This window comes from Aureimonas sp. AU40, assembly GCF_001463785.1.
GTDB lineage: Bacteria > Pseudomonadota > Alphaproteobacteria > Rhizobiales > Rhizobiaceae > Aureimonas.
This window is the reverse complement of sequence record NZ_BBWL01000002.1, coordinates 1-24,718: the sequence shown is the minus strand read 5'-3', so window position 1 is coordinate 24,718 and position 24,718 is coordinate 1. Positions and strand designations below refer to the sequence as shown.

The following is a 24,718-nucleotide window of genomic DNA, read 5'->3' as shown; positions in this document are numbered from 1 at the left end:
ACCTGTTCCGTCTTCGCGACTTGGTCAATCGTATTTGGTCAGTCTCCCAAAGAATTTTCACCCGTATGGGGTAAGGATTCGCCTCGTCGGCACGATATCATCGGCGCTCAGCCAATAGTGCGACAATAGATCGCCTCGGCCATGACAGCTCGAAGACACGCAACCAGGGAGCATATCGAAGGAAACGCCCGGACCGACGGCCTCGCCACGAAGGGTAAGGACAAGGCCCCGAAGCGGGAGCGGAGCGCTCAGGCGCCGGTGGCGCGCTGGGTCACGCGGGCGCGCTCGCCGCTGATCTCGTCCAGAATCGGGCAGTCCGGCCCCTGGCCCTTTTCGCAATCCTGCGTCAGCGAGGCGAGCGAGCGCTTGAGCGTCTGGAGTTCCTCGATCTTGCGGTCGATCTCGACCAGGCGGCGGCTGGCGAGGCGGCGCACCTCGTCGCGCTGGCTCCCCTCCCCCGCATAGAGCGACAGGAGCTTGCGCGCTTCCTCGATCGAGAAGCCGAGCGAGCGCGAGCGCTGAAGAAAGCGCAGGACATGCACGTCGCGCTCGACATAGTCGCGATAGCCGTTGGCTGCCCGCGCGGGCCGCACGAGACCCACGTCCTCGTAATAGCGAATGGTCTTCGGCGGCAGGCCGGACCGCCGCGAAGCCTCTCCGATATTCATCCCAACCCCCGGAGTGTCACCCCGTTTCCACAGGACAGGGCAAGAGATGTCGCGGCCTTGTGGATCGTCAACTGTGTTCGCACCGCAACAACAAAATCTTAACCACACAAGGTCTCTACTACCCTCGTTGCCAGCGATGGGTCAGAGGCGTACGAACAAGCAACCCCATCGGGATCGCTTGTCCGGGGACTTGGGCCGTTGCTTGGCCGCTCGACCCCCGCAGCCTGCACCGGACGTTTCATGAAGACCCGCTCGAATCCGCTTCTCCTCGGCGTTTGCCTCGTTGCCATGGCTGCCTTGGGCGCCTGCACCACGACACAGCAGCGCGCCTCGATCTCCCAGACCGCGCCGTTGGCTCAGGCCTATGTCGCGCCGGCGGAGGAGATCAAGTCGGGCGGGCCGTTGGGTCCGGTCGAGCTGACCGCCTACGACGCGTTCGAGGATGGCGGATTCAAGCTCCCCAAGATCCCGGCCAACAAGATCGACGCGCAGTTCCTGCGCCAGCGCGTGGTCTACAACGGCGAGGGCCTGGAGCCCGGCACCGTCGTGGTCGACACCAACAACCACTTCCTCTACGTGGTCGAGCCGCGCGGAACGGCGATGCGCTACGGCATCGGCGTCGGCAAGGCAGGCTTCGCCTGGTCCGGCGAGGCTCAGATCAAGGACAAGCAGCACTGGCCGAAGTGGTTTCCGCCGGTCGAGATGATCGCGCGTCGGCCCGAGCTCAAGCCCTACGGCAACGAAGTCGGCATGAACCCCGGCCTGCAGAATCCGCTCGGGGCCCGCGCCCTGTATCTCTACCAGGGCAACAAGGACACGCTGTTCCGCCTGCACGGCACGCCGGAATGGTGGTCAATCGGCAAGTCGGTTTCCTCGGGCTGCATCCGTCTGATGAACCAGGACATCGTCGATCTCTATGACCGGGTTCCGATGAACGCCCGCGTCATCGTGCTCCAGGGCAAGGAAACGCTCGAGGATCACCGCCGCTCGGCGCCGCAGAGCTAAGACACAGTTTCAAGGGCGGGGGACCGCTCTGGCCGGGCGCTTCGGGGGAAGCGCCCGGCCTTTTTTCGTTTATGGCCTTCGACTCAGCGAGACTCGGGCCGCCGCAGCGCTACGCGCAGGCAGAGCGCCAGCACCAGCGCGTTCAGCCCATGCCAAAGGAAATGCGTGCCGAGCGGCCAGTGAGGGCAAAGCGGCTCGTCCATCATGCGGAAGGCGAGCGAGAGAGTGAAGATTCCGACGGCCCAAAGCAGCCCTCGTCCGCCCGGCCGCCCATTCCACACCAGCCAGGCGCCGATGCCGAGAAGCGCCAGCAGGGCCGGCAGGTAGGCGGACGAGGAGCCGAGAAGCGGCTCGGCCAGCGGCGCGCCGAACTGGCCCGCCAGCGCGAAGGCGAGCGTGCCGAAAAGGCCGGCGGCTAGCCCCAGGCCGACCAGACGATGCAGCGCCAAAGCGAAGAAACCGTAGATGAACAGCGCGATCGGCAGCACGTCTGCCAGGGCCGACCAGCGATTGGCGAAGGTGTGGAACAGGAAGGAGCCGAGCGCGATCACGGCGACGAGGGCGATCAACAGGAGCACCGCGCCGTCGCCCCGCCCCTGCCGCCGCCAGCGCATGAAAGCCCATAAGGCGGCGAGAAGAAAGGCGGCGTTGCTGACCGCGTTGACCGGCTCCGCCCAGAAGCCGGGCCCAAGCCGCTCGCAATAGGCATCGATCGGCGCCGTCCAGTCCATGCCCGAGCCTCCACGCGCGAGGGGCGCGTCAGCCGCCCCAAAGGCCGAGCGTTGCGGCCGCAACCGCGATATAGCGCGCGCCTTTGCCGGCGCCCACGAGCGGCACGAACCAGACCAGCCGGACATGCAGCAGGCCGGCGATGACCGTCAGCGCGTCGCCCACGACGGGAAGCCAGGCGAAGAGGAGCGAGGGCAGGCCGAAGCGCTTGAACTGACGCTCGGCGCGCGCGAGTTGTGCGCCCTTGGCGGGAAACCAGCTGCGATCGCGGTAATGCGCCAGAGCCCGGCCGCAGCCCCAGTTGAACACCGCGCCCAGCGTGTTGCCCAGCGTTGCGGCCGCCACCAGCCCGGCCGCATCGCCCTCGCCGCTCACGAGCAAGCCCGCCAGCACCGCCTCCGACGAGGCGGGGAAAAGCGTCGCCGCGACGAAGCCGCTGGAGAACACCGCGAGATAGGGCCAAAGCTCGAGCATCATCGCGGGAGGCTTATCGCATCATAAGAGAAGATCGCCGCCGGTATCGACCCGGCAACGGCTGGGATCGTGAGCGACTCGGCGCTCGGCGCTAAGAGCGGGGAGAGCCGAGCGCCCCGAGGGAGCGCTCGGCGTCGATAGCTCAGGGGCGGCGCGCTTCGGCCTTCTTCTCCAGGCGGCGGCGGTGCAGAACCGGCTCGGTATAGCCGTTCGGCTGCTCGCGGCCCTTGAGCACGAGGTCGAGCGCGGCCTGGAAGGCGATGGAGCGGTCGAACTCGGGCGCCATCGGCTGATAGAGCGGGTCGCCCGCGTTCTGCCCATCCACCACGGCGGCCATGCGCTTCATCGTCTCCACCACCTGCGCCTGCGTGACGACGCCGTGCAGCAGCCAGTTGGCGATGTGTTGCGAGGAGATGCGGCAAGTGGCGCGGTCTTCCATCAGGCCGACATTGTTGATGTCCGGCACCTTGGAACAGCCGACGCCGGCATCCACCCAGCGCACGACATAGCCGAGAATGCCTTGCGCGTTGTTGTCGAGCTCGGCCTGCACGTCCTCGGGCGTCCAGTTCGGGCGCACGGCAACGGGAATCGTCAGGATGTCGGTGAGCTGGGTGCGCGGATGGCCCTCGAGCTTGGCCTGCACTTCGGCGACATCCACCTCGTGATAATGCGTGGCGTGCAGCGTCGCGGCGGTGGGGGACGGCACCCAGGCCGTGTTGGCGCCAGCCTTGGGATGGCCGATCTTCTGCTCCAGCATCGCGGCCATCTTGTCGGGCATGGCCCACATGCCCTTGCCGATCTGCGCATGCCCCTTCAGGCCGCAGGCAAGGCCGGTGTCGACATTGCGGTCCTCGTAGGCCTTGATCCAGGTCGAGGCCTTCATGTCGCCCTTGCGGATCATGGGGCCGAGTTCCATCGACGTGTGCATCTCGTCGCCGGTCCGGTCGAGGAAGCCGGTGTTGATGAAGACGACACGGCGGCGCGCCCGGCGGATGCACTCCTTGAGGTTGGCCGTGGTGCGGCGCTCCTCGTCCATGATGCCCATCTTCACCGTGTTGGGCTCCAGGCCCAGCGCGGCCTCGACGCGGGCGAAGATCTCGTCGGCGAACTCCACCTCGTCCGGCCCATGCATTTTGGGCTTCACGATATAGACCGAGCCGGCTCGGCTGTTGCGCGGGCCATCGGTCTTCTGCAGGTCGTGCAGCGCGATCGTGACGGTGAACAGCGCGTCGAGCAGACCTTCGGGCGCCTCCGAGCCGTCGGCCAGGCGCACGGCGGGGTTGGTCATGAGGTGGCCGACATTGCGCACCAGCATGAGAGAGCGGCCCGGCAGGGTGAGCGTCGAGCCATCCGGCGCGGTGTAGGTTCGGTCCGCCTCCAGGCGGCGGGTCACGGTCTCGCCGCCCTTCTGGAAGGTTTCGACGAGGTCGCCCCGCATCAGACCGAGCCAGTTGCGATAGACGGCCGCCTTGTCCTCGGCGTCCACCGCCGCGACGGAATCCTCGCAATCCTGGATCGTCGTCACCGCGCTTTCGAGCAGCACGTCGGAAATGCCGGCATGGTCGGTGCGTCCGATCGCCGACGTGCGGTCGATGACGATTTCGAGGTGCAGGCCGTTGTTGCGCAGGAGCAGCCCGGTCGGGCTCGACACCTCGCCCTTGTAGCCAGCGAAGGCGGCGGGGTCGGCCAGCGGCACGAGGCGCGCGTCGCCCAGGCGCGCGCAGAGCCGGCCGTTCTCGATCTCGAAGCTCTTGGCGTCGCGCCAGGAGGCGCCGTTCAGCGGCACGGCGCGGTCGAGGAAGTCGCGCGCCCAGGCGACGACCTTGGCGCCGCGCTGCGCGTTGTAGCCCTTGCCGCGCTCGGCGCCGCCCTCGTCGGAAATGGCGTCCGTGCCGTAGAGCGCGTCGTAGAGCGAACCCCAGCGCGCGTTCGCCGCGTTTAACGCGAAGCGGGCGTTCAGCACCGGCACAACGAGCTGCGGCCCGGCGATCGAAGCGATCTCGGGATCGACATTGGCGGTCTCGACGCTGAAGGCCGGGCCTTCGGGCACGAGATAGCCGATCTCGCGCAGGAAGCTCTCGGCCTCCGCGCCGTCCACCGCCGCGCCCTTGTGCTCGCGGCACCAGGCGTCGATCTGAGCCTGCAGCTCGTCGCGGCGCTGGAGAAGCTCGCGGTTGCGCGGGGCGAGGTCGGTCAGGAGATCGGCGAGCGCGTGCCAGAAGCGGTCGGGCTCGATGCCGGTTCCCGGCAGCGCCTCGGTCTCGGCGAAATCCTTGAGGATGGGCGAGACCTTCAGGCCATGAAGCTCGACGTAATCGGACATGGGACGCTCCCCTCGCATACGGTCTTGAGTAAGACGGGTCGGGAAAGCTGTGTCGGGCATGGCCGGGCGCCTGTCAAACGGACTTTACCGAAAGCTGCGAGGAACGGGCTTCCCAAACGGCGCGCGGGCTGGGAATCATGCAAAGGCCCCGCCCGACCGCATCCGAAGGACCCCTGCCTCATGAAATCCTGCCTCTTCGGTCTCGCCGCCCTTCTCGCCGCCGGCACCGCCCTGCCCGCCCAGGCCTTCGATCTGACGATCCTGCACATCAACGATTTTCACAGCCGGGTCGAGCCGATCAACAAGTATGACGGCCCCTGCTCGGCCAAGGAGGCGGCGGAAAAGAGCTGCTTCGGCGGCATCGCGCGCATCGCCTCCGCCGTCGCGGCCGAGCGCAAGGCAGCCGGCAGCCGCCCCGTCCTGCTTCTCGACGCGGGAGACCAGAGCCAGGGCTCGCTCTTCTACACCTACTACAAGGACAAGGACTCGGCCGAGTTCATGAACCGCATCGGCTTCGAGGCCATGGCGGTCGGTAATCACGAGTTCGACGACGGCGTGCCGGTGATCCAGAGCTTCGCCGGCGCGGTGAAGTTTCCCATGCTCATGGCCAACGCCGATCTCGCCCGCGAGCCGGAGCTCGCCAAGCTCGTCAAACCCTCGACCGTGATCGAGAAGGACGGCGAGCGCATCGGGATCATCGGCCTCACCCCGCGCGACAACCAGGAACTGACCGCCGCCGGCAAGTCCATCACCTTCACCGACCCGGTGGAAGCGGCCAAGCGCGAGGCGCAGAAGCTGACCACTGAGGGCGTCAACAAGATCATTCTCCTCAGCCATTCCGGCTACGAGGTGGACAAGCGCCTCGCGACCGAGGTGCCGGGCCTCGACTTGATCGTCGGCGGCCATTCGCACACGCTTCTGTCCAGCACCGACCCCAAGGCCGCCGGCCCCTATCCGACCCGCGTCAAGGGACCGGACGGGCGCGAGGTGCCGATCGTCCAGGCCTATGCCTATTCGAAATATCTCGGCAAGCTGGACGTGACCTTCGACGACGAAGGCCATGTGACGAAGGCGGAAGGGGCGCCGATCCTGCTCGACGCCTCGGTGCCGGAAGATGAAAGCTTTGTGGCGCGCGTCGCCGAGCTGGCCAAGCCCTTGGAGGAAATCCGCAACAAGGTCGTGGCCCAGACCGCCGAGCCGATCGACGGCGCGCGCGAGATCTGCCGCAAGGCCGAGTGCGCCATGGGCGATCTCGTGGCCGACGCGCTGCTCGACCGCACCAAGGACCAGGGCGTCACCATCGCCATCGGCAATGGCGGCAATGTGCGCGCCTCGATCGACGCGGGCGACGTGACGATGGGCGAAATCCTCACCGTCCTGCCGTTCCAGAACACGATCGCGACCTTCCAGCTCACCGGCGCCGACATCAAGGCCGCGCTGGAAAACGGCGTCAGCCAGGTCGAGGACGGCGCCGGCCGCTTCCCGCAGGTCGCCGGCCTCCAGTTCGACTGGTCGCGCAAGGGCCAGCCGGGTGTCGACCGCGTGAAGGCGGTGCGGGTCAAGGAGGCGGGCGGCCAATGGGTGCCGATCGACCCCGCCGCCACCTATACCGTCGTTTCCAACAACTTCCTGCGCCAGGGCGGCGACGGCTACAAGACCTTCGCGGAAAAGGCCGTGAACGCCTATGATTACGGTCCGAACATGGAGGAAGCGGTGGTCAGCTATCTCCAGGCCAAGAACGCGCCCTACAAGCCCTATACGGACGGGCGCATCCGCGAAGTCGAGTAAAGCGAGGCAGGGATGAACGGGTTTTCGATGGGAGCGGAGTTCGGGCTGGGCAGCGTGCTCGTGGTTGTGGCCGTCTTCGCGGTGCTCGTGGTCTTGGCCTCCACGGTCAAGATCGTGCCGCAGGGCTACAACTACACGGTCGAGAATTTCGGCCGCTACGTGCGCACGCTGACGCCCGGGCTCAACCTCATCGTGCCCTTCGTCGAGCGCATCGGCCGGCGGATCAACATGATGGAGCAGGTGCTCGACGTCCCCACGCAGGAGGTCATCACCCGCGACAACGCCTCCGTCGCCGCCGACGGCGTCGCCTTCTATCAGATCCTCGACGCCGCCTCGGCGGCCTACGAGGTGGCGAACCTGCAGAACGCCGTCCTTAATCTGGTGATGACCAACCTGCGCTCGGTCATGGGCTCGATGGATCTCGACGATCTCTTGTCGAACCGCGACGCCATTTCCGAGCGCATCCTGCGCGTGGTGGATCAGGCGGCCCACGCCTGGGGCATCAAGATCACCCGCATCGAGATCAAGGATATCAACCCGCCGGCCAAGCTGGTGGAATCCATGGGCCGGCAGATGATGGCCGAGCGCGAGAAGCGTGCCGAAATCCTGGAGGCCGAGGGCGCGCGGGCGGCCAAGATCCTGCGCGCCGAGGGCGAGAAGCAGGCGCAGATCCTGGAGGCGGAGGGCAAGCGCGAGGCGGCCTATCGCGAGGCGGAGGCGCGCGAGCGTCTGGCCGAGGCCGAGGCCAAGGCGACGCAGATGGTGTCCGAGGCGATCGCGGCCGGGGACGTGCAGGCGATCAACTACTTCATCGCCCAGCGCTACACCGAAGCCCTGTCGAAGCTGGCGTCCGCTCCCAACCAGCGCGTCATCCTCATGCCGCTCGAAGCCTCCTCGCTCATCGGCTCGCTCGGCGGCATCGTGGAACTGGCGCGCGCGAGCTTTCCCGAGAACCGCCCGGAGCCCGGCGGCGCGGCGAGAGCCGCCTCCGCCAAGCCCTCCCCCGCCTCCCTGGCGGGCCAATCCCGGCCGGCCGCCTCCCCGGCGGGGCAATCATCGTCCCCCTCGTCCACCGCCGGGCGCGGCGTCGTGTTTCCCCGGCCCGAGGCCTGAGCGCCATGGCAGGCCTCGTATCAGGCTATGGCTGGTGGCTGCTTGGCGTGCTGCTGCTCCTAGGCGAGCTTCTGCTGCCGGGCGTCTATCTCCTGTTTCTCGGGATCGGCGCGATCGTGGTCGGCGCCAACGCGCTCTGGCTTCCCGATCTCAGCTGGCAGAGCCAGCTCGTCGGCTTCGCCGTGGTGTCCGGCGTCGCGGCCCTGATCGGCCATAGGTTCTACGGCCAGCGCGCCCGCCGGGCGGACGCAGCGCCGCTCAACGAGCCGGGGCTCCGCCTCGTCGGACGCCGGGCGAAGGTGAGCGAGGCGATCGAGGGCGGGCGCGGGCGCGTTGCGGTGGACGACGGCTGGTGGAGCGCCGAAGGGCCGGACCTGCCCGTCGGAGCTCCGGTCGTGATCGAATCGGTGCAGGGCTCGCTTCTCAAGGTGCGGCCGGCGGCCGATTGAGAGCGATGCCTATCGCTCGGCCAGAAGCACCCGGTGGTCGAGCAGAAACTTGGCGAAGAAGGGCAGGCTGGCCGAGCCGACCTCGCGCGCCGAGCGGCCGATCGAGCCTTCCGTGACAGCGATCGGCTGCAGGCCCTGGAAGTCGAAATCGCTTAGCGCCTGGCGCGTGGCGTCCACCAGCCGGGCGCGCACGGCGGCGGGAAAGCTGCCGTCGATCACCGCGCGCTCGAAATCATAGACCGCGATCGAGGCAGCGATGGCATGGGCGAGCCCCTCGGCGGCAATGCCGATCCATTCGTCCAGGAGAGGCCCGAGATCGGTCCAGTCCGCGTCGCGTCGCCAGAGCTCGACGGCCGAACGGCCCGAGGCCTCGACCATGCGCTCCAGCACATGGATCGAGGCGACATGGACAAGCTGGCGCCGCTCGCCGATGCGCGTCGGCACCGGCATGGAGCCGAGCGCGCCGGCATTGCCGAGCCGCCCCGGCACCAGCGCGCCGTCCATCACGATGCCCCCGCCGACAAAGGCGCCCACGAAGAAGTAGACGAAATTGGCCGAGACATCCGTGCCGAAGGCCTGTTCGGCGCCGCAGGCGGCGGTCACGTCGTTGGCGATGAAGACGGATTCGCCCGTCGCCTGCTCCAGCTCGGCGCCGAAATCGACGCTGCGCCAATCCTCCATCTCGCCCGGCGGCGCGCCGTTGGCCTCGCCCCAGGACCAGATCTCGAAGGGCATGCCGACGCCAAGACCCACGATGCGCCGGCGATGCGCGGGCGAGAGCGACTGGCGCAGCTCGACGCTCGCCGTCTCCACGAAGCGCATGACCTCGGTTCGGCGGGGGAAGCGATAAAGGATGGCCCGGCTCTCGCGCACGCGCCCGACGAAATCCATCAGCACCATCTCGCTGGTGCGCCGGCCGAGCTTGAGGCCGAGCGCGAAGGCGCCGTCCGGGTTGAGCCGCATGGGAACCGATGGCTGGCCGACGCGGCCGCGTCGCGGCTCGCCCGCCAGAACCAGCCCGTCCGCCTCCAGCGAGCGCATGATGACGGAGGCCGTCTGCGGCGACAGGCGCGACAGGCGCGCGATCTCGGATTTCGCCAGTTCCCCGTGCCGACGGATGAGCGAAAGCACGGCCCGCTCGTTGTGGGCGCGCAGTCCCGCCTGGTTCGATCCGCGAAGCGATTCGTCCCGCTCGACCGAGCGGCCGTCCGCGACCGATGTCGTCGCCGCATCCACACCCAAAGGCCGACCCTCCCCGTCGACGTCCGCCCTGCCCCTAGAGACTGTGTGACAACACGGCCAGGTCGGCCTCTCGGCGCTTCTCCGCCGCCGAGTTGTCAAACAGTCTCTTACGCGGTTCGTGACGCGACCATGACGGAGACCTTACCGAGGTGTCAATAAATAAATCCATGTGAGTTATTGATTGACAGGCAACTTGGGATCGTGTCAGCTTGGGTCATTCGATCCCGGCGTGGAGGCTGGGATCGGGCCGTGTCGCCCGAGCGGGACCGGTCTGTTTCGGGAGGATTTCTGGTGAATCTGCGTCATCTCTTCGCGTCCGCCGCCGTGGGCGCCTTCGGCCTTCTCGCGCTGTCCGGCACGGCTTCGGCCCAGGGCGCCACGACGGTCTGCCTCATCACCAAGACCGACACCAACCCGTTCTTCGTGAAGATGAAGGAAGGCGCCGAGGCCAAGGCCAAGGAACTGGGCATCAACCTCCAGTCCTATGCCGGCCGCGTGGACGGCGATTCCGACAGCCAGGTCCAGGCGATCGAGAGCTGCATCGCCGGCGGCGCCAAGGGCATTCTGATTGCGGCCTCCGACACCAAGGGCATCGTGCCGACCGTGAAGAAGGCGCGCGACGCCGGCCTCATCGTGATCGCGCTCGACACGCCGCTGGAGCCGCTGGCCTCGGCCGACGCCACCTTCGCGACCGACAATTACGAAGCCGGCGTGCTGATCGGCCAGTGGGCCAAGGCCAAGATGGGCACTGAAGCCGCCAACGCCAAGATCGCCTTCCTCGACCTCACCCCGCAGCAGCCCTCCGTCGCCGTCCTGCGCGACCAGGGCTTCATGCAGGGCTTCGGCATCGACGTGAAGGACAAGGCGATCGTCGGCGACGAAAGCGACAAGCGCATCGTCGGCCATGACGTGACCAACGGCAACGAGGAAGGCGGCCGTCAGGCCATGGAGAACCTTCTCCAGAAGGATCCTTCGATCAACCTCGTCTACACGATCAACGAGCCGGCCGCCGCCGGCGCCTACGAAGCGCTGAAGAGCCTCGGCGTCGCCGACAAGGTGACGATCGTCTCCGTCGACGGCGGCTGCCCCGGCATCGCCAACGTCAAGGCCGGCGTGATCGGCGCGACCTCCATGCAGTACCCGCTGAAAATGGCGGCGATGGGCGTGGAAGCGGTCAAGACCTTCGTGGAATCGGGCAAGAAGCCGGAAGCCTCGGCCGGTCTCGACATCACCAACACGGGCGTCGACCTCGTCACCGACAAGCCGGTCGACGGCGTGAAGTCGATGGACTCCGCCGCCGCCTCCAAGGCCTGCTGGGGCTGATCGGCCGCAACGCAGGGGCTTAGCCCCTGCACCCCACCAGGGGACATGATGTCCCCTGGACCCCATGCCATTTTGCGATGTGTCCCCGATCCGGCAGGGCCCCCGGCCCTGCCGGATCGGGGAAAGTCCCAAAAAACGGGCAAGGGTCCGGGAACGCCGTTCCCGGGCGGGGATCGGGGCGGCAGCCCCGCACGAACGACCTCACCCCCTCAGGAGGCTCCGGCGCATGAGCGAAACATCCACCCGCAAGGGCAGCGACTTCGAGCAGCAGCTCGACAAGAGCGACACGCGCGTCGCCGAGTTTTCCGGCCACGGTCGCACCCCGCTCCAGCATCTCCAGCATTTCCTCCATGGCAATCCGACCATGGTTCCGGTGATCGTCCTTCTGGTCGGCATCGGCATTTTCGGCTCGCTGATCGGCGGCCGCTTCTTCAACGCCTTCACCATGACGCTGATCCTTCAGCAGGTGGCGATCGTCGGCATCGTCGGCGTGGCGCAGACCCTCATCATCCTCACCGCCGGCATCGACCTTTCTGTCGGCGCGATCATGGTCCTCTCCTCGGTGATCATGGGCAATCTGGCGGTGGTGAACGGCGTGCCGGCCCCGCTGGCGCTGCTGATCGGCTTTGCCGTCGGCACGTTCTGCGGCGCGGTGAACGGCGTGCTCGTCGCCAAGGTCAAGCTGCCGCCCTTCATCGTGACGCTGGGCATGTGGTTCGTCTTCGAGGCGGTCAACTTCATCTACACGCAGAACGCCACGATCCGCGCGCAGGACGTGGAGGCGGCGGCGCCCCTCCTTCAGTTCCTCGGCAACACGTTCCAGATCGGCGGCGCGGTGTTCACCTATGCCGTGGTCTCGGTGCTGCTTCTCGTGGCGCTGTTCTACTACATTCTCAACAACACGGCCTGGGGCCGGCATGTCTACGCCATCGGCGACGACGAGGACGCGGCGCGCCTGTCGGGCATCAGTTCCAGCCGCGTTCTGATCTCGGTCTACGCCGTGTCGGGTCTGATCTGCGCCTTTGCCGGCTGGGCCCTGATCGGGCGCATCGGCTCGGTCTCCCCGACATCGGGCTATGAGGCCAACATCCAGGCCATCACGGCGGTCGTCATCGGCGGCACCTCGCTCTTCGGCGGACGCGGCTCGGTGATCGGCACGCTGGTCGGCGCCCTGATCGTCGGCGTCTTCGCCATGGGCCTGCGCATCTACGGCACCGACCCGCAATGGACGCGCCTCACCGTCGGCGCCCTCATCATCCTGGCCGTCGCGGCCGACCAGTGGATCCGGAAGGTATCGGCCTGACATGTCCCATCTCGGCACCCAACCCGTCCTTCGCGCCCGCAACCTGCGCAAGAGCTACGGCCGCGTCGTCGCCATCGACAACGCCGACTTCGACCTCTATCCCGGCGAAATCCTCGCCGTGATCGGCGACAACGGCGCTGGCAAGTCGACCCTGATCAAGGCCCTGTCGGGCGCGGTGAACCCGGATGCGGGCGAGATCCTGCTCGACGGCAAGCCTGTCTCCTTCGCCAATCCGCAGTCGGCGCGCGACGCCGGCATCGAGACGGTCTACCAGCAGCTCGCGCTGTCGCCGGCCCTTTCGATCGCCGACAACATGTTCCTCGGCCGCGAGATCCGCCGAACCGGCCCGATGGGGGACTGGTTCCGGATGCTCGACAAGCCGAAGATGCGCAAGATCGCTCGCGAAAAGCTCACCGAGCTTGGCCTGATGACGATCCAGAACATCGACCAGGCGGTGGAAACGCTGTCCGGCGGCCAGCGCCAGGGCGTGGCGGTGGCGCGCGCCGCCGCCTTCGGCTCCAAGGTTCTGATCCTCGACGAGCCCACCGCCGCGCTCGGCGTCAAGGAATCGCGAAAGGTTCTCGACCTCATCCTCGAGGTGCGCTCGCGCGGCCTGCCGATCGTCCTGATCTCGCACAACATGCCGCATGTCTTCGAGATCGCCGACCGCATCCACATCCACCGCCTGTCCAAGCGCCTCTGCGTCGTGGACCCCAAGACCATCACCATGTCCGACGCCGTGGCGCTGATGACCGGCGCCAAGACGCCTGAACCGGCGATGATGGCGGCCTGACACGCGGCCGATCCCATCCCAAGCGAAAGGCCGGCACCCTTCGGGGCGCCGGCCTTTTTCGTATCTAAACGCATTGATCGAAGCGGGAGCCCTCAGCCGTGCCCGGCGCGGACATGCAGGAAGATCGGCGCCACGCGGGTGTCGGCCACGATCGGTTCGGCGCAAGCGACCTGCTCCGACGCCATGGGCTCCCCGAAGGCCTGGATGGAGAGCCCCGCCCCCACCAGCATCGCCACCCAGGACGAAAGCGTTCGGTGAAAGCGGGGAATGGAGAAGGGTTCGAGCCCCGCGCGCGCCTCGTCGGAGACGCCCGAGAAGAGCCAGCGCTCGACGCGCCCGCCCGTTTCATTGAAGTAATCCGCGAGTTCGACCGCAACCGCCTCGCCGCGTTCGTTGCGGATGTTGCGGCGCTTTGGCGGCACGAAGCAGGGATGCAGGATCGAGAACTGCAGGAAGCCACCCGGCTTCAGGACACGGGCCACCTCCTTCAGCACCTCGGCCTGATCGGCCATGTCCATCATCGACATGAAGGCCGTGACGAAGTCGAAGCTCCCGTCTTCGAACGGCAGGATCAGCCCGTCGCCCAGGACATAGCGGATGCCGAGCGGGTCCGCGGCTTCCGTTTCGCGGGCGTGCCGCAGAAAGGTCGGCGCGATGTCGAGCCCGGTCATGTCAGCGCCCAGCCGCGCGACGGCTCGCGTGTTGGTGCCCTCCCCGCAGCCGAGGTCCAGCCCTTTCAGCCCCTCGACCGGGGGCAGCAAGGCGAGAAAGGACGGCGTGTTCAGCGCGTCGCGGTAACGGTCATGCCCGGCGCGAGACAGGGCCGTCCAGGCCGCCGCATTGCTCTCCCAATGCGCGGCCACCGCCTTGGCATCCATTCTCTCCCCATCCATGCGCCCCGCCTCCCGATCCAAAGGGCCTGGGAGGTAGCACTTGTCTGTGACGAGGACGAGACGACGGGCTCGCGGCCTCAGCCGCGACTGACCGAAGGTTCTTACCCGGGCTTTCGTCAGACATGGCGCGTGATGTCCATGCGCATATGGAGAATCCGGACGATCTCGATCCCCGCTTTCGTCGGACGAAAAACGAGAAGATGCGAACCGGCACGATATTGGGCGTATCCCTCACGAATGTCATCGAGGCGTTTGGCACGGTTGGGTTCAAGCGCGACACGTTCCATGGCCTCGCTGAGGAGGCGCACATAGGTCCGAGCCCGCTCGGGCGACCATTCGCGGGCCGTGTAAAGGAAGATATCTTCGAGATCTGCGCGTGCCTTGGGCGTGAGGCGGATGTCAGATCCCATGCTTGCGCGTCATCGCGTCCAGGAACGCGTCGGGATCGAACGGTTCGGCCGCACCGCTCGCCTCGCCTTCCGCGATAGCGACGCGTAGCGCTGCTCGACGCGCCTCGTGCTCTTCCAGAAGACGGAGACCGGCGCGCACGACCTCGCTGGTCGAGCCGTAACGCCCGGTTCGCACCTGCTCGGCTACGAAATCCGAGAAGTGGTCCCCCATGATTACCGAGGTGTTCTTGCCCATGATCGCTCTCCGCTACCAGAAAATGTTAGCGGAGGGCGCAATCTTCGGCAACGATCGGCTCACCCCGCCAAGGCCGCCAGCGGCGGGGCTTGCCTATCTTTCATGCGCCGCGCCGCCTCGTCGCCGGCGAAATGACAGGCGGCGCGGTGCGTGGCGGAGACGGGGGTGAGCTCGGGCGGGACCTGGGCGCAGACGGGTTCCGCGATCGGGCAGCGGGTGCGAAAGGCGCAGCCGGACGGCGGATTCACCGGCGAGGGCGGATCGCCCTGCAGCACCGTGCGCCGGCGCGTGCGCGCGATGGCGGGGTCGGGGATCGGCGCGGCCGAGAGGAGCGCGCGGGCATAGGGGTGCGCGGGGTTCTCGAAGACTTCCGCGCGCGTCCCCTCCTCCACCACACGGCCGAGATAGAGAACCAGGATGCGGTCCGACACGAGGCGCACGACGGAAAGGTCGTGGCTGATGAAGAGCAGGGTCAGACCGCGTCGGCGGCGAAGATCGGCCAGGAGATTGACGATCTGCGCCTGGATCGACACGTCGAGCGCCGAGACCGGCTCGTCGCAGACGATGAGCTTGGGCTCGGTGATGATGGCCCGCGCGATGCCGATGCGCTGCGCCTGCCCGCCGGAGAACTCGTGCGGATAGCGGTTGATCATGTCGGCGACGAGGCCGACCTCTTCCATGACCTTTTCCACCCGCGCCCGGCGCTCGCGCCGGGACAGGCCCGGCTCGGCGACGCGCAAGGGCTCGGAGATGATGTCGCCCACCGTCATGCGCGGGTCGAGCGAGGCGATCGGGTCCTGAAAGATGATCGAGAGATCGCGCCGCGCCGCGCGCATGTCGGCGGCGGAAAGCTCGGCGAGATTGCGCCCCTGCCAGACGACCTGTCCCTCGGTCGGCTCGATGAGGCGCAGGATGGAGCGGCCGAGCGTGGACTTGCCGCAGCCCGACTCGCCGACGATGCCGAGCGTTTCACCCTCGCGCACCGTGAAGGACACGTCGCGCACCGCCTTCAGGGTCTGGACCTTGGGAAAGAAGCCCTTGCCCTTCAGCCGGAACTCGGTGGAAAGGTGGCGCACGTCGAGAAGCGGGGCGCCCGCGCCGCTGCCGCTCTCGGCCTTGATGTCAGCCTCGATCTCAGACATGGGCGAACTCCGTCTTGGCGGTTCCCTTGGCCGCGTCCACGAAGGCGCGCCAGCAGGCGGCCCGGCGCGGGCCCGTGCCCTCGCGAGCCACCGCATCAAGCGGCGGGCGCTCCACCGTGCAGCGCTCCACCGCGAAGCCGCAGCGCGTGTGGAAGGCGCAGCCAGACGGCGGACGGATGAGATTGGGCGGACGGCCGGGGATAGGCTCGACACCGGCTGCGTCCCGGTCGACGCGCGGAATCGAGCCCAGCAGCGCCGCCGTGTAGGGATGGGCGGGCGCGGCGAAGACATCGTCCACGCGCCCCTCCTCCACGATGCGTCCGGCATACATGACCGCGATGCGATCGGCGACGCCGGCCACCACGCCGAGATCGTGGGTGATGAGCACAAGCGCCGTCTTGTCGCCGGTGAGTTCGGCGAAGAGCTCCAGGATCTGCGCCTGGATCGTCACGTCCAGCGCCGTGGTCGGCTCGTCGGCGACGATGACCTTGGGCCGGCAGAGAAGCGCCATGGCGATCACCACGCGCTGGCGCATGCCGCCCGAAAGCTCGTGCGGATATTGCTCGATGCGCCGCTCGGCGTCGGGAATGCCGACGCGCTTCAGCATGGCCAGCGCCTCGGCCTCCGCCTCGCGCCGCCGGACGCCCTTGTGGACCTCCAGCGTTTCGGCCAGCTGGCGCTTGATCTTCAGCGTCGGGTTGAGCGCGGTCATGGGGTCCTGAAACACCATGGCCATGTCGCGCCCACGCACCCGGTCGAGATCGCGCAGCGAGAGCTTCAGAAGGTCCGTTCCGTCGAGCTTCGCCTGGCCTTCGGTCCGCCCGTTCTTGGCCAGGAGGCCGAAGACGCCGTTGAAGGTCTGCGACTTGCCCGAGCCCGATTCACCGACGATCGCCAGCGTCTCGCCGGGATGGACCTCGAAGCTGAGATCGCTCACCGCCTGGACGTCGCCGTCGGGCGTCGAGAAGCGGATGGAATAGTTGGAAAGGGCCAGGACCGGCGCCGTCTTGTTGTCTGGGGTCATGGGATCACCGGTCCTTCGGGTCGAAGGCATCGCGCAGGCCGTCGCCGATAAAGGCGAGCGACAGGAGAAGCGACACGAGAACGCCGCCGGGAAAGAGCAGCAGCCAGGGCATGATCTCCAACGTGTCCGCGCCTTCCGAGATCAGCGTTCCCAGCGAGGTCAGCGGCTCCTGCACGCCAAAGCCGAGGTAGGACAGGAAGCTTTCCGTCGCGATGATCTCGGGAATGGTCAGCGTCGCGAAGATCACCACCGGGCCGACCAGATTGGGCACGATATGCCGGCGGATGATCGTGAAGGTCGAGACGCCCGAGGCGCGCGCCGCCTCCACGAACTCGCGCTCCTTCAGCGACAAGGTCTGGCCGCGCACGATGCGCGCCATGGTCAGCCATTCCAGAAGGCCGATCGCGGCGAAGAGGAGGTAGACGTTGCGCCCGAAGATCACCATCAGGAGGATGACGAACAGAATGTAGGGCAGCGCGTACATGACATCGACGAAGCGCATCATGGCCGCGTCGACGCGCCCGCCGACGAAGCCCGACACCGCGCCGTAGAGAATGCCGACCAGCACCGAGACGGCGGTGGCGATGAGGGCCACGAGCAGCGAGACGCGCGTGCCGTAGAGCGTGCGGGCGAGGAGATCGCGCCCGTTCTGATCGGTGCCGAAATAGTGCCCGGTCTCGATCGAGGGCGGGGCGCGGAACGCGGCCCAGTCCGGCGTCTCGTAGTCGAACGGGACGAGCCAAGGGCCGACCACGGCAGCCAGCACGATGAAGAGGAAGACCGCCAGCGACACCATCGCCGCCTTGTTGGAGCCGAAGCGCCGCAGCGCGTCGCGCGTCAGCGAACGGGGCTTGCCGTGAAAGGCCTCCGCCTCGTGGAAGACGAAGGGTTCGAGCGCCTCGCGCTTGTCGACGTAAAGGGTCATCGCGCGCGCACCCTCGGGTCGAGCCAGGCATAGGCGAGATCGACGAGAAGATTGAGGATCACGATCAGCACCATGTAGAAGACGACCGTCCCCAGAACCATGCCGTAGTCGCGGTTGAGGGCGGCCTGGATGAAGTAGCGGCCAAGGCCGGGAATGCCGAAGATCTGCTCCACGACGATCGAGCCGGTGAGGAGATAGCCGGCGGCGGGGCCGAGATAGGAGACGACCGGCGTCAGCGCGGGCTTGAGCGCATGCCGCATCACCACGAGCCGCGAGCCTACGCCCTTGGCGCGGGCCGTGCGGATGTAGTTGGAGTTCAAGACCTCGATCATCGAGCCGCGCATGAGGCGCGAGATGCGCCCGGCATGGGGAAAGGCGAGCACGAAGACCGGCAGCACCAGATGCGGCCAGGACCCGTCGCCCCAGCCGCCCACCGGCAACCAGCCGAGCCGGACGCCGAAGACGAGCTGCAGAATGGGCGCGACCAGGAAGTTCGGCACCACGACGCCGATCATGATGACGCCCGCGATCAGATAGTCCGCACCCCGGTTTTGGTAGAGCGCGCCGTAGATGCCGGCCGCCAGCCCCACCACGACCGCGACCACGAAGGCCGAACCGCCGAGAATCAGCGTATAGGGCAGGCCGATGGCGATCTGCTGCCCGACCGTGAAATCCTTGGTCACGAAGGACGGGCCGAGATCGCCCTGCAGAAGCCGGCCGAGATAGAGCAGGTACTGCTGCACCAGCGGCAGGTCGAGATTGTAGTGGGCCCGCAGATTGGCGAGGATTTCCGGCGGCAGGGCGCGCTCCTGATCGAACGGGCCACCCGGCGCCAGCCGGAGAATGAAGAAGCAGGCGGTGACTGCGAACAGCACCACCGGGATCGCCGTCAAGAGACGGCGAAGGGCGAAGGACAGCATCGCTTGGAGTCCAAAGGGGCATCGGCGAAAGGCGCGGGGGCGATCCCCGGGCGGCCGGATGCGTGGATTTCGAAAGTTGCGCGCGGGGCGTTTCGGCCCATGGCCGGCGGTACGTCGGACCAAAGCCCCAAGGGACGGCGGCGATCGAGCATCGAGCCGCGGGGCGTCGTGGCGGCTTCGGCCTGCCGCCACCTGCGGGGGCGGGCCGAGGTCCGGCCTGAACCCGGGAGAAAGGCCGGCGCCGGATGCCCGGCGCAGGCCAGAGCCGACGGGCGGGCGGCGAAGGGTGGGCGGCGCTCCGCCCTCCCCGGCCGCATCACCCGCTCCGCGTTACTCGGCCTTGGCCAACCAGCGCGTGCGGTGAATGTCCTTCACATTGTCCTCGAAGCCGGTGATCTTCGGCGAGACGACGTTCTTGGTCACGTAATAGTAGATCGGCACCGCCGCCGAATCGTTGAGGGCGATCGTCTCGGCCTGCTTCAGGAGGCCGGCGCGCGCCTTCAGGTCCTGCGTCGTCTGCGCTTCCGTCAGAAGCTTGTCGTACTCCGCGTTCGTCCAGCGGCCGTAGTTCATCTCGATCCCGCCCTTGAGCAGGTCGAGGAAGTTCGTCGGATCGTCGTAGTCGGCCAGCCAGCCGGCGCGGCCGACCTGGAACTCGCCGGCCCGCAGGTCGGCGTAGTGGACCTTGACCTCGCTGTTGACGAGCTCGACCTCGACGCCGAGCGGCTTCCACATGGAAGCGATGGCGACGGCGACGCGCTTGTGGTTCTCGTCCGTGTTGTAGCGAAGCTGCAGCTTCAGCGGCTTGGAGGCGGAATAGCCCTCGGCCTCCAGAAGCTTCTTGGCTTCGGCGATCTTCTGGCCCTGCGGCAGGTCCTTCCAATCGACATAGGCCGGGCCGCCTTCGTAATTGGCGATGCCGGGCGGCACCCAGCTATAAGCGGGAAGCTCGCCGGTGCCCAGAATCTGCGGGCCGATCGCCTCGCGCACCACGGCCATGGACAGGGCCTTGCGCACATTGGCGTTGTCGAGCGGCGGCTTGGAGCTGTTCAGCACGTAGTAATAGAGGCCGGCGAAGGGCGTCACGTGCGCCTGGCCCGGCATGTTCTCCTGCAGCCACTTGTACTGGTCGGCCGGGAACTGGGTGAGCATGTCGAACTCACCGGAGCGGTAGCGGCGCAGCGCGGCCGGAATGTCCTCCAGCGTGAAGAACTTGGTGCCGTCGATCTTCAGCGAGGCGGTGTCGTACCAGTTGGGATTCTTCTCGGTCAGGACATGGCTGCCCGGCACCCATTCCACCGGCTTGTAGGGGCCGTTGGTCGCGATGTTGCCGATCTGGACCCAGGCGTCGCCCTTGGCCTTCACGACATGCTCGGGCAGCGGATAGGCGGTGTAGTGGGTGAGCGCGCCGAGATAGAAGGGCGTCGGGTTCTCCAGCGTGATCTCGACGGTCTTGTCGTCGATCGCCTTGATGCCGAGCTGGTCCATATCGGCCAGCTTGCCCTTGTTGATCGCCTCGGCGTTCTTCATCGGGTACTGGAGATAGGCGTACTGCGCGGCCTGCTTGGGGTCCATCAGGCGACGGAAGGCGAAGACGAAGTCCGAGGCCTTCACCGGCTCGCCGTCAGACCACTTCACGCCGTCGCGCAGCTTGAACGTGTAGACGAGGCCGTCCGGCGAGATGGTCCAGCTTTCCGCCATGCCGGGGATCGGATGGGCCTTGGCATCCTCCGTCACCAGTCCCTCGAAAATGTCGCCGGCCACCCGGTTCTCCCAGTCGCCCGACAGGCGCTGCGGGTCGAGCGAGGTAACGTCGCCGCCATTGTGCAGGTTCAGCGTGGCGGCGTCGGCGGCAGAGACCGCCATGAGCGTGGCGAGGGACGCGGCGCCGAGAAAGGAGCGGAAGGACATCGTCAAAGGTTGAACCTCCTTGAGCTTGGCCTAAGAACCGACCAGCGGAAAGCGCGTCTTCAATCACAGCCGGAGCGGGTTTGTCCAGCACTGCGATGGTGAACATTTGTTCGTTACGCGGCGATGACGGCATTATGGGCAGTGCAGCATAACACCTTCAAGTTATACGCAAACCCGATCTTACCTTAACGGAAGGTGTGGGAACTTCCGAGCATTGTCACGGGTTTCAGAAGCCTTCCCGCCGCCTTGGCGCGGCCCCGCAGCGCAACCCGCCGAGCCCCGATGAACGATCGTTTCGACCTCTACTATTGGCCAGAAATCCAGGGACGCGGCGAGTTTCCGCGGCTCGTGCTCGAAGCCGCCGAGGCGCCCTATCGCGACGTGGCGCGCCTGCCGGCGAGCGAGGGCGGCGGCGCGGAGGCGATGATGCGGCTGATGGACCAGGCCGACCGACCGCCCTTCGCCCCGCCCTTTCTTGTGCATGGGGCGCTCGTCTTGTCCCAGGCCGCGGCGATCAGCGCCTATTGCGGCGAACGTTTGGGGCTCGCGCCGGCGGGCGAGACCGACCGGCTCTTCGCGCGCGCGGTGGCCGAGACCACGGCCGATTTCGTGGCCGAGGCGCACGACACGCATCATCCCGTGGGCACCAGCCTTTATTACGAAGATCAGAAACCCGAGGCGCTGCGTCGGGCCGGCGAGTTCCGCCATCAGCGCATGACCAAGTTCCTCGGTTGGTACGAGCGCGTCGCCAAGGCCAACCCGTCCCTTTCGGGCTGGCTGGTGGGCGAGCACATGACCTATGTCGATCTCGGCCTGTTTCAGGTGGTGGAAGGGCTGCGCTACGCCTTCCCCCGGCGCATGGCGCGGATCGAGGCGAACAGCCCGGCCGCCCTCGCGATCCACGATCGCGTGGCCGAAATGCCGGCCGTCGCCCGCTATCTCGCGAGCCCCCGCCGCATCCCCTTCAACGAAAGCGGCATCTTCCGCCCCTATCCCGAACTCGACGGGGAGTAGTCGGTCGGACGAGACTTTTCCATGTGGATATCCTGGCCCGAGGCGCTCGTCTCGCGCCAGCCGAGACGCCGATACAATTCGGCCGCCCGGCTATTCCGGTCGGTCTCCAGCCAGATCCGATCGAACTGGCTGAACAAGGCCGCCTCGGCGCGCGCGATCAGGGCTCGGCCGATGCCCCGTCCCTCAAAGGCAGGCAGAACGAAAGCCGCGAAAAGACTGCCCTCCTCCTCGTCGATCATCGAGAAGCCGACCACGCGGTCATCCACGGAGGCGACCCAGGCGCAGGGGCGGGAGGCGGACAGCATCGCCGCCACCGTCGTTTCCGTCAGGCCGATCGCCGCAAGGTCCGCCAGCGACATCGCGTTCTCGCGAACGCTGGTGCGGATGTGAAAAAGAGCGGCGGCGTCCCGCGCCACCGCCCGTCTCAAGGTCCAGCCCGTCTCGCCCATGCGAGCCCGAGCCCTGCCGTCAGTTGGCGAGCTTGGAAGCGAAAAGGGCGAGGCCCTGCTGGTAGACGCTGGCGCGGTTCCAGTCTTCCAGGCGCGCGAAGTTCGGCTCACCCGGATTGTAGCCCGCGCCCGCGATCCAGCCGTGCTGCTTCAGGAAGTTGGCGGTGGAGGCGAGCACGTCGGCCTTGGAGCGGATCAGGTCGCGGCGGCCGTCGCCGTCGAAATCCACGGCATAGCGCAGGTAGTTCTTGGCCAGGAACTGCGTCTGGCCGATCTCGCCGGCCCAGGCGCCCTTCATGTCGCTGGCCTGCTTGTCGCCCCGGTCGACGATCTGCAGAGCGGCGAGCAGCTCCTCGGTGAAGAAGTCCGAGCGGCGGCAGTCGTAGGACAGGGTCGCCAGCGAACGGAAGATGTTCATGTTGCCGGAATTGGCGCCGAAGCCGGTTTCCATGCCCCAGATGGCGACGAGGATTTCCTTCTGGACGCCGAAGCGCTGCTCGATCCGGTTCAGGAGATCGCGGTTCTGCGCGATGATGCTCTTGCCCTTCTTAACGAAGGAGGCCGGCGCGCGGCGCTCCATGAAGGCGTCGAGCGAGAGCTTGAAGCTCTTCTGGTTGCGGTCGAGGCCGATGACCTTGCTGTCGTAGGTCACGCCGCCGAGCGCGGTCTGAAGCGTGTTCTGCGAAATGCCCTGCGAGGCGGCCTGCCGCTTGAAGCTCTCGAGCCAGGAGGGGAAGCCGGCCGGGCCGTTGCCGCAGCTCTGGGCGAAGGCGGGCGAAGCCGCAAGGAGGACGGCGGCGCCAAGCGCCGCGGCTTTCAGGGTCTGGAGGACGCGCAAGAGGCTGTTCCCTTTTTTGTCAGTGTTCGTCCGCGCGAGCGGGAGAGTTCGCCCGTTCGCCGGCCCCGCGCAGGAGAGCGGCAGGGCCTAAGCGGAGCGCCATGGATTGGCTTCATAGAGGACATGGAAAGGTTTGCGTAGGGTTACGGAAGACTTGATTCGCCTCACGATCGCGCGAGGCCCGCCCTTGGGCTTCCCCGCGCCCTTCCCTATGTTCCCAGCGCAACCAGAAAGCCGGAGGCCCTTCCATGTTCATCGCCATGAACCGCTTCAAGGTCATCAAGGAGGCGGCGGAGGATTTCGAAACGCTCTGGAAGAGCCGCGAATCGCATCTCACCACCGTTTCCGGCTTCGAGGAATTCCATCTCCTGAAAGGCCCGGAGCGCGAGGACCATCACCTTTATTCCTCGCACACGATCTGGGCGAGCCGCGAGGATTTCGAGGCCTGGACGCGCTCGGAAGCCTTCCGCGCCTCGCATCGGGGCGCCGGCGGCACCAAGCCGCTTTATCTCGGCCATCCCGAATTCGAAGGCTTCGACGTCATCCAGACCATCGCCCGCGACTGAAGGTCGGGGAAAGGCTGGCGCGACCGGTAAAAGCTGGCGAAACCATTAATGCTGGCTTATCTCGAGCAGGCTCCCGGCCGCGACACCCGCGACCGGCCGGACGCCTCCTCGGATTGTTTTCATGCAGCCTCTCGACGGACTTGCCCAACCCCAGCGCACGCTCGCCTTCGCGACCGTCGCGCTGACGCTTTTCGTCGCCGTGCTCGACGGCGCGATCGCCAACATCGCCCTGCCGCCCATCACGCAGAGCCTCGGCATTCGGCCGGTGGACGCGATCTGGGTGGTGAACGCCTATCAGCTCGCCGTCACCATGATGCTGCTGCCGCTCGCCAAGCTCGGCGAGGTGGTCGGCTACAAGCGCGTCTATCTCTGCGGGCTGGCGCTGTTCACGCTCGCCTCCGGCCTTTGCGCGGTCGCCGATTCGCTGGGAATGCTGATCTTCGCCCGCGCTGTCCAGGGCCTCGGCGCCGCCGGCATCATGAGCGTCAACATCGCGCTCGTGCGCTTCATCTTTCCGCGCGCCCAGCTCGGCCGGGCGGTCGGCAACGTTGCCGTCATCGTCGGCGTGTCCGCCGCCACGGGGCCGACCATCGCCGGGCTGATCCTCGCCGTCGCGCCCTGGCAGGCGCTGTTTCTCGTCAACGTGCCGGTGGACCTTCTCGCCCTTCTCGTCGGCGCGCGCACGCTGCCCGTCACGCCCGCCTCGGGCGAGCGCTTCGACTTCAAGAGCGCGGCCTTGAGCGCGGCGACCTTCGGCCTCGTGATCTCGGGCGTCAACGCGCTCGGCCATTCCGAAGGGCTGGTGCTGGCACTCGGCCAGATCGCGGCGGGGCTTGCGATCGGCACGGTCTTCGTGCGCTCGCAGCTGCGCCTGTCGGCGCCCATCCTGCCGGTGGATCTCCTGGCACGGCCGATCTTCGCCCTTTCGGCCCTGACCTCCGTCCTGTCCTTTTCCGCGCAGATGCTGGCCTTCGTGGCGCTGCCCTTCTTCCTGCACGACACGCTGGGACGCAGCGCCTCGGAGACGGGCCTTCTCATGACCCCCTGGCCGATCGCCACCGCGCTCGCCGCCTTCGTGTCGGGCCGCGTGTCGGACCATCTGCGCGAGCCCGGCCGCCTCGCCGCCGTCGGCCTTGCGGTCTTCTCGGCGGGCCTCCTGTCGCTGGCGCTCCTGCCGGCAC

Annotated in this window: 25 protein-coding genes; 10 read left to right on the top strand and 15 right to left on the bottom strand. The window is 67.2% G+C overall.

What is annotated here, in order from left to right; translation table 11 throughout:
• Nucleotides 1-248: 248 nt before the first annotated feature.
• Complete coding sequence (locus AUL32_RS00860) at nucleotides 249-668, bottom strand: MerR family transcriptional regulator (RefSeq protein ID WP_062111010.1); 420 nt, start codon at nucleotides 666-668, stop codon at nucleotides 249-251.
• Nucleotides 669-908: 240 nt separating this feature from the next.
• Here AUL32_RS00860 and AUL32_RS00855 point away from each other — a divergent pair, with 240 nt between their 5' ends.
• Nucleotides 909-1,673, top strand: a complete 765-nt coding sequence (locus AUL32_RS00855) for a L,D-transpeptidase (RefSeq protein ID WP_061974131.1) — start codon at nucleotides 909-911, stop codon at nucleotides 1,671-1,673.
• An 83-nt stretch (nucleotides 1,674-1,756) separates the two neighbouring features.
• Here the strand turns inward: AUL32_RS00855 and AUL32_RS00850 are convergent, their stop codons facing one another.
• The 3 genes from AUL32_RS00850 to AUL32_RS00840 form a co-directional block, all read right to left on the bottom strand.
• Nucleotides 1,757-2,404 (bottom strand): ceramidase domain-containing protein, encoded by a 648-nt coding sequence (locus AUL32_RS00850; protein WP_062111009.1) that lies wholly within the window; start codon nucleotides 2,402-2,404, stop codon nucleotides 1,757-1,759.
• Nucleotides 2,405-2,432: 28 nt separating this feature from the next.
• A complete protein-coding gene (locus AUL32_RS00845) occupies nucleotides 2,433-2,879 on the bottom strand; it encodes a YqaA family protein (protein WP_062111008.1) in 447 nt (148 codons plus the stop codon).
• Nucleotides 2,880-3,018: 139 nt separating this feature from the next.
• Nucleotides 3,019-5,199, bottom strand: coding sequence for a malate synthase G (locus tag AUL32_RS00840; RefSeq protein WP_062111007.1), 2,181 nt, complete (start codon nucleotides 5,197-5,199; stop codon nucleotides 3,019-3,021).
• Nucleotides 5,200-5,379: 180 nt separating this feature from the next.
• Here AUL32_RS00840 and AUL32_RS00835 point away from each other — a divergent pair, with 180 nt between their 5' ends.
• Genes AUL32_RS00835 through AUL32_RS00825 form a run of 3 tightly spaced genes read left to right on the top strand, consistent with a single transcriptional unit; the run spans nucleotide 5,380 to nucleotide 8,549 of the window.
• The gene (locus tag AUL32_RS00835; protein ID WP_062111006.1) at nucleotides 5,380-6,987 is read left to right on the top strand and encodes a bifunctional metallophosphatase/5'-nucleotidase; all 1,608 of its coding nucleotides are present in this window, start codon (nucleotides 5,380-5,382) and stop codon (nucleotides 6,985-6,987) included.
• Nucleotides 6,988-6,999: 12 nt separating this feature from the next.
• Entirely contained in the window at nucleotides 7,000-8,100 is a 1,101-nt protein-coding gene (locus tag AUL32_RS00830) for an SPFH domain-containing protein (protein WP_082659052.1), read from the top strand.
• Between the two features lie 5 nt (nucleotides 8,101-8,105).
• Complete coding sequence (locus AUL32_RS00825; protein WP_062111005.1) at nucleotides 8,106-8,549, top strand: NfeD family protein; 444 nt, start codon at nucleotides 8,106-8,108, stop codon at nucleotides 8,547-8,549.
• 9 nt (nucleotides 8,550-8,558) lie between these two features.
• Here AUL32_RS00825 and AUL32_RS00820 read toward each other — a convergent pair whose 3' ends face one another.
• Nucleotides 8,559-9,785 carry an ROK family transcriptional regulator gene (locus tag AUL32_RS00820; RefSeq protein ID WP_062111070.1) on the bottom strand — a complete coding sequence of 409 codons (1,227 nt, stop codon included), beginning with the start codon at nucleotides 9,783-9,785 and terminating at the stop codon, nucleotides 8,559-8,561.
• Between the two features lie 303 nt (nucleotides 9,786-10,088).
• On the opposite strand from AUL32_RS00820, the gene AUL32_RS00815 reads away from it, so the two are divergent.
• From AUL32_RS00815 to AUL32_RS00805, 3 genes are all read left to right on the top strand, one after another.
• Complete coding sequence (locus AUL32_RS00815) at nucleotides 10,089-11,114, top strand: sugar ABC transporter substrate-binding protein (protein ID WP_374700907.1); 1,026 nt, start codon at nucleotides 10,089-10,091, stop codon at nucleotides 11,112-11,114.
• Nucleotides 11,115-11,340: 226 nt separating this feature from the next.
• The gene (locus AUL32_RS00810) at nucleotides 11,341-12,417 is read left to right on the top strand and encodes an ABC transporter permease (protein WP_061974120.1); all 1,077 of its coding nucleotides are present in this window, start codon (nucleotides 11,341-11,343) and stop codon (nucleotides 12,415-12,417) included.
• Nucleotide 12,418: 1 nt separating this feature from the next.
• On the top strand, nucleotides 12,419-13,210 hold the full coding sequence (locus tag AUL32_RS00805) for an ATP-binding cassette domain-containing protein (RefSeq protein ID WP_061974118.1): 792 nt from the start codon (nucleotides 12,419-12,421) through the stop codon (nucleotides 13,208-13,210).
• Nucleotides 13,211-13,302: 92 nt separating this feature from the next.
• Here AUL32_RS00805 and AUL32_RS00800 read toward each other — a convergent pair whose 3' ends face one another.
• The 8 genes from AUL32_RS00800 to AUL32_RS00765 form a co-directional block, all read right to left on the bottom strand.
• Nucleotides 13,303-14,088, bottom strand: a complete 786-nt coding sequence (locus AUL32_RS00800) for a class I SAM-dependent methyltransferase (RefSeq protein WP_062111004.1) — start codon at nucleotides 14,086-14,088, stop codon at nucleotides 13,303-13,305.
• Between the two features lie 131 nt (nucleotides 14,089-14,219).
• Nucleotides 14,220-14,513 (bottom strand): type II toxin-antitoxin system RelE/ParE family toxin, encoded by a 294-nt coding sequence (locus AUL32_RS00795; RefSeq protein WP_062111003.1) that lies wholly within the window; start codon nucleotides 14,511-14,513, stop codon nucleotides 14,220-14,222.
• Nucleotides 14,503-14,748, bottom strand: coding sequence for a type II toxin-antitoxin system ParD family antitoxin (locus AUL32_RS00790; RefSeq protein WP_062111002.1), 246 nt, complete (start codon nucleotides 14,746-14,748; stop codon nucleotides 14,503-14,505). The genes AUL32_RS00795 and AUL32_RS00790 overlap by 11 nt, the downstream gene beginning before the upstream one ends.
• A gap of 59 nt (nucleotides 14,749-14,807) precedes the next feature.
• Complete coding sequence (locus tag AUL32_RS00785) at nucleotides 14,808-15,890, bottom strand: ABC transporter ATP-binding protein (protein ID WP_062111001.1); 1,083 nt, start codon at nucleotides 15,888-15,890, stop codon at nucleotides 14,808-14,810.
• On the bottom strand, nucleotides 15,883-16,914 hold the full coding sequence (locus AUL32_RS00780) for an ABC transporter ATP-binding protein (RefSeq protein ID WP_061974112.1): 1,032 nt from the start codon (nucleotides 16,912-16,914) through the stop codon (nucleotides 15,883-15,885). The genes AUL32_RS00785 and AUL32_RS00780 overlap by 8 nt, the downstream gene beginning before the upstream one ends.
• A 4-nt stretch (nucleotides 16,915-16,918) precedes the next feature.
• On the bottom strand, nucleotides 16,919-17,839 hold the full coding sequence (locus AUL32_RS00775) for an ABC transporter permease (protein WP_062111000.1): 921 nt from the start codon (nucleotides 17,837-17,839) through the stop codon (nucleotides 16,919-16,921).
• Complete coding sequence (locus AUL32_RS00770) at nucleotides 17,836-18,759, bottom strand: ABC transporter permease (RefSeq protein WP_061974108.1); 924 nt, start codon at nucleotides 18,757-18,759, stop codon at nucleotides 17,836-17,838. Before AUL32_RS00770 ends, AUL32_RS00775 begins: the two co-directional genes overlap by 4 nt.
• Nucleotides 18,760-19,089: 330 nt before the next feature.
• On the bottom strand, nucleotides 19,090-20,670 hold the full coding sequence (locus AUL32_RS00765) for a peptide ABC transporter substrate-binding protein (protein WP_061977669.1): 1,581 nt from the start codon (nucleotides 20,668-20,670) through the stop codon (nucleotides 19,090-19,092).
• Between the two features lie 282 nt (nucleotides 20,671-20,952).
• Between AUL32_RS00765 and AUL32_RS00760 the strand changes: the two genes are divergently transcribed.
• The gene (locus AUL32_RS00760) at nucleotides 20,953-21,684 is read left to right on the top strand and encodes a glutathione S-transferase (protein ID WP_061974106.1); all 732 of its coding nucleotides are present in this window, start codon (nucleotides 20,953-20,955) and stop codon (nucleotides 21,682-21,684) included.
• Here AUL32_RS00760 and AUL32_RS00755 read toward each other — a convergent pair.
• Together AUL32_RS00755 and AUL32_RS00750 are read right to left on the bottom strand one after the other, a co-directional pair.
• Nucleotides 21,660-22,133: a GNAT family N-acetyltransferase gene (locus tag AUL32_RS00755; RefSeq protein ID WP_062110999.1), complete on the bottom strand. Its 474-nt coding sequence runs from the start codon at nucleotides 22,131-22,133 to the stop codon at nucleotides 21,660-21,662. The two genes, AUL32_RS00760 and AUL32_RS00755, sit on opposite strands and share 25 nt — an antisense overlap.
• 19 nt (nucleotides 22,134-22,152) lie before the next feature.
• A complete protein-coding gene (locus tag AUL32_RS00750) occupies nucleotides 22,153-22,971 on the bottom strand; it encodes a lytic murein transglycosylase (protein ID WP_061974102.1) in 819 nt (272 codons plus the stop codon).
• A 248-nt stretch (nucleotides 22,972-23,219) separates the two neighbouring features.
• Here AUL32_RS00750 and AUL32_RS00745 point away from each other — a divergent pair, with 248 nt between their 5' ends.
• Both AUL32_RS00745 and AUL32_RS00740 read left to right on the top strand, forming a co-directional pair.
• Complete coding sequence (locus tag AUL32_RS00745; RefSeq protein ID WP_062110998.1) at nucleotides 23,220-23,537, top strand: antibiotic biosynthesis monooxygenase family protein; 318 nt, start codon at nucleotides 23,220-23,222, stop codon at nucleotides 23,535-23,537.
• A 121-nt stretch (nucleotides 23,538-23,658) separates the two neighbouring features.
• On the top strand, nucleotides 23,659-24,718 hold a 1,060-nt coding region (locus AUL32_RS00740), incomplete at its 3' end, for an MFS transporter (RefSeq protein ID WP_062110997.1).

Coding starts and splice junctions, on each gene's coding strand:
- AUL32_RS00800 (WP_062111004.1), bottom strand. CDS start 14,088: ATGGATGCCAAGGCGGTGGCCGCGCATTGGGAGAGCAATGCGGCGGCC.
- AUL32_RS00805 (WP_061974118.1), top strand. CDS start 12,419: ATGTCCCATCTCGGCACCCAACCCGTCCTTCGCGCCCGCAACCTGCGC.
- AUL32_RS00850 (WP_062111009.1), bottom strand. CDS start 2,404: ATGGACTGGACGGCGCCGATCGATGCCTATTGCGAGCGGCTTGGGCCC.
- AUL32_RS00765 (WP_061977669.1), bottom strand. CDS start 20,670: ATGTCCTTCCGCTCCTTTCTCGGCGCCGCGTCCCTCGCCACGCTCATG.
- AUL32_RS00840 (WP_062111007.1), bottom strand. CDS start 5,199: ATGTCCGATTACGTCGAGCTTCATGGCCTGAAGGTCTCGCCCATCCTC.
- AUL32_RS00835 (WP_062111006.1), top strand. CDS start 5,380: ATGAAATCCTGCCTCTTCGGTCTCGCCGCCCTTCTCGCCGCCGGCACC.
- AUL32_RS00760 (WP_061974106.1), top strand. CDS start 20,953: ATGAACGATCGTTTCGACCTCTACTATTGGCCAGAAATCCAGGGACGC.
- AUL32_RS00795 (WP_062111003.1), bottom strand. CDS start 14,513: ATGGGATCTGACATCCGCCTCACGCCCAAGGCACGCGCAGATCTCGAA.
- AUL32_RS00755 (WP_062110999.1), bottom strand. CDS start 22,133: ATGGGCGAGACGGGCTGGACCTTGAGACGGGCGGTGGCGCGGGACGCC.
- AUL32_RS00745 (WP_062110998.1), top strand. CDS start 23,220: ATGTTCATCGCCATGAACCGCTTCAAGGTCATCAAGGAGGCGGCGGAG.
- AUL32_RS00810 (WP_061974120.1), top strand. CDS start 11,341: ATGAGCGAAACATCCACCCGCAAGGGCAGCGACTTCGAGCAGCAGCTC.
- AUL32_RS00780 (WP_061974112.1), bottom strand. CDS start 16,914: ATGACCCCAGACAACAAGACGGCGCCGGTCCTGGCCCTTTCCAACTAT.
- AUL32_RS00785 (WP_062111001.1), bottom strand. CDS start 15,890: ATGTCTGAGATCGAGGCTGACATCAAGGCCGAGAGCGGCAGCGGCGCG.
- AUL32_RS00845 (WP_062111008.1), bottom strand. CDS start 2,879: ATGATGCTCGAGCTTTGGCCCTATCTCGCGGTGTTCTCCAGCGGCTTC.
- AUL32_RS00860 (WP_062111010.1), bottom strand. CDS start 668: ATGAATATCGGAGAGGCTTCGCGGCGGTCCGGCCTGCCGCCGAAGACC.
- AUL32_RS00790 (WP_062111002.1), bottom strand. CDS start 14,748: ATGGGCAAGAACACCTCGGTAATCATGGGGGACCACTTCTCGGATTTC.
- AUL32_RS00775 (WP_062111000.1), bottom strand. CDS start 17,839: ATGACCCTTTACGTCGACAAGCGCGAGGCGCTCGAACCCTTCGTCTTC.
- AUL32_RS00830 (WP_082659052.1), top strand. CDS start 7,000: ATGAACGGGTTTTCGATGGGAGCGGAGTTCGGGCTGGGCAGCGTGCTC.
- AUL32_RS00825 (WP_062111005.1), top strand. CDS start 8,106: ATGGCAGGCCTCGTATCAGGCTATGGCTGGTGGCTGCTTGGCGTGCTG.
- AUL32_RS00855 (WP_061974131.1), top strand. CDS start 909: ATGAAGACCCGCTCGAATCCGCTTCTCCTCGGCGTTTGCCTCGTTGCC.
- AUL32_RS00770 (WP_061974108.1), bottom strand. CDS start 18,759: ATGCTGTCCTTCGCCCTTCGCCGTCTCTTGACGGCGATCCCGGTGGTG.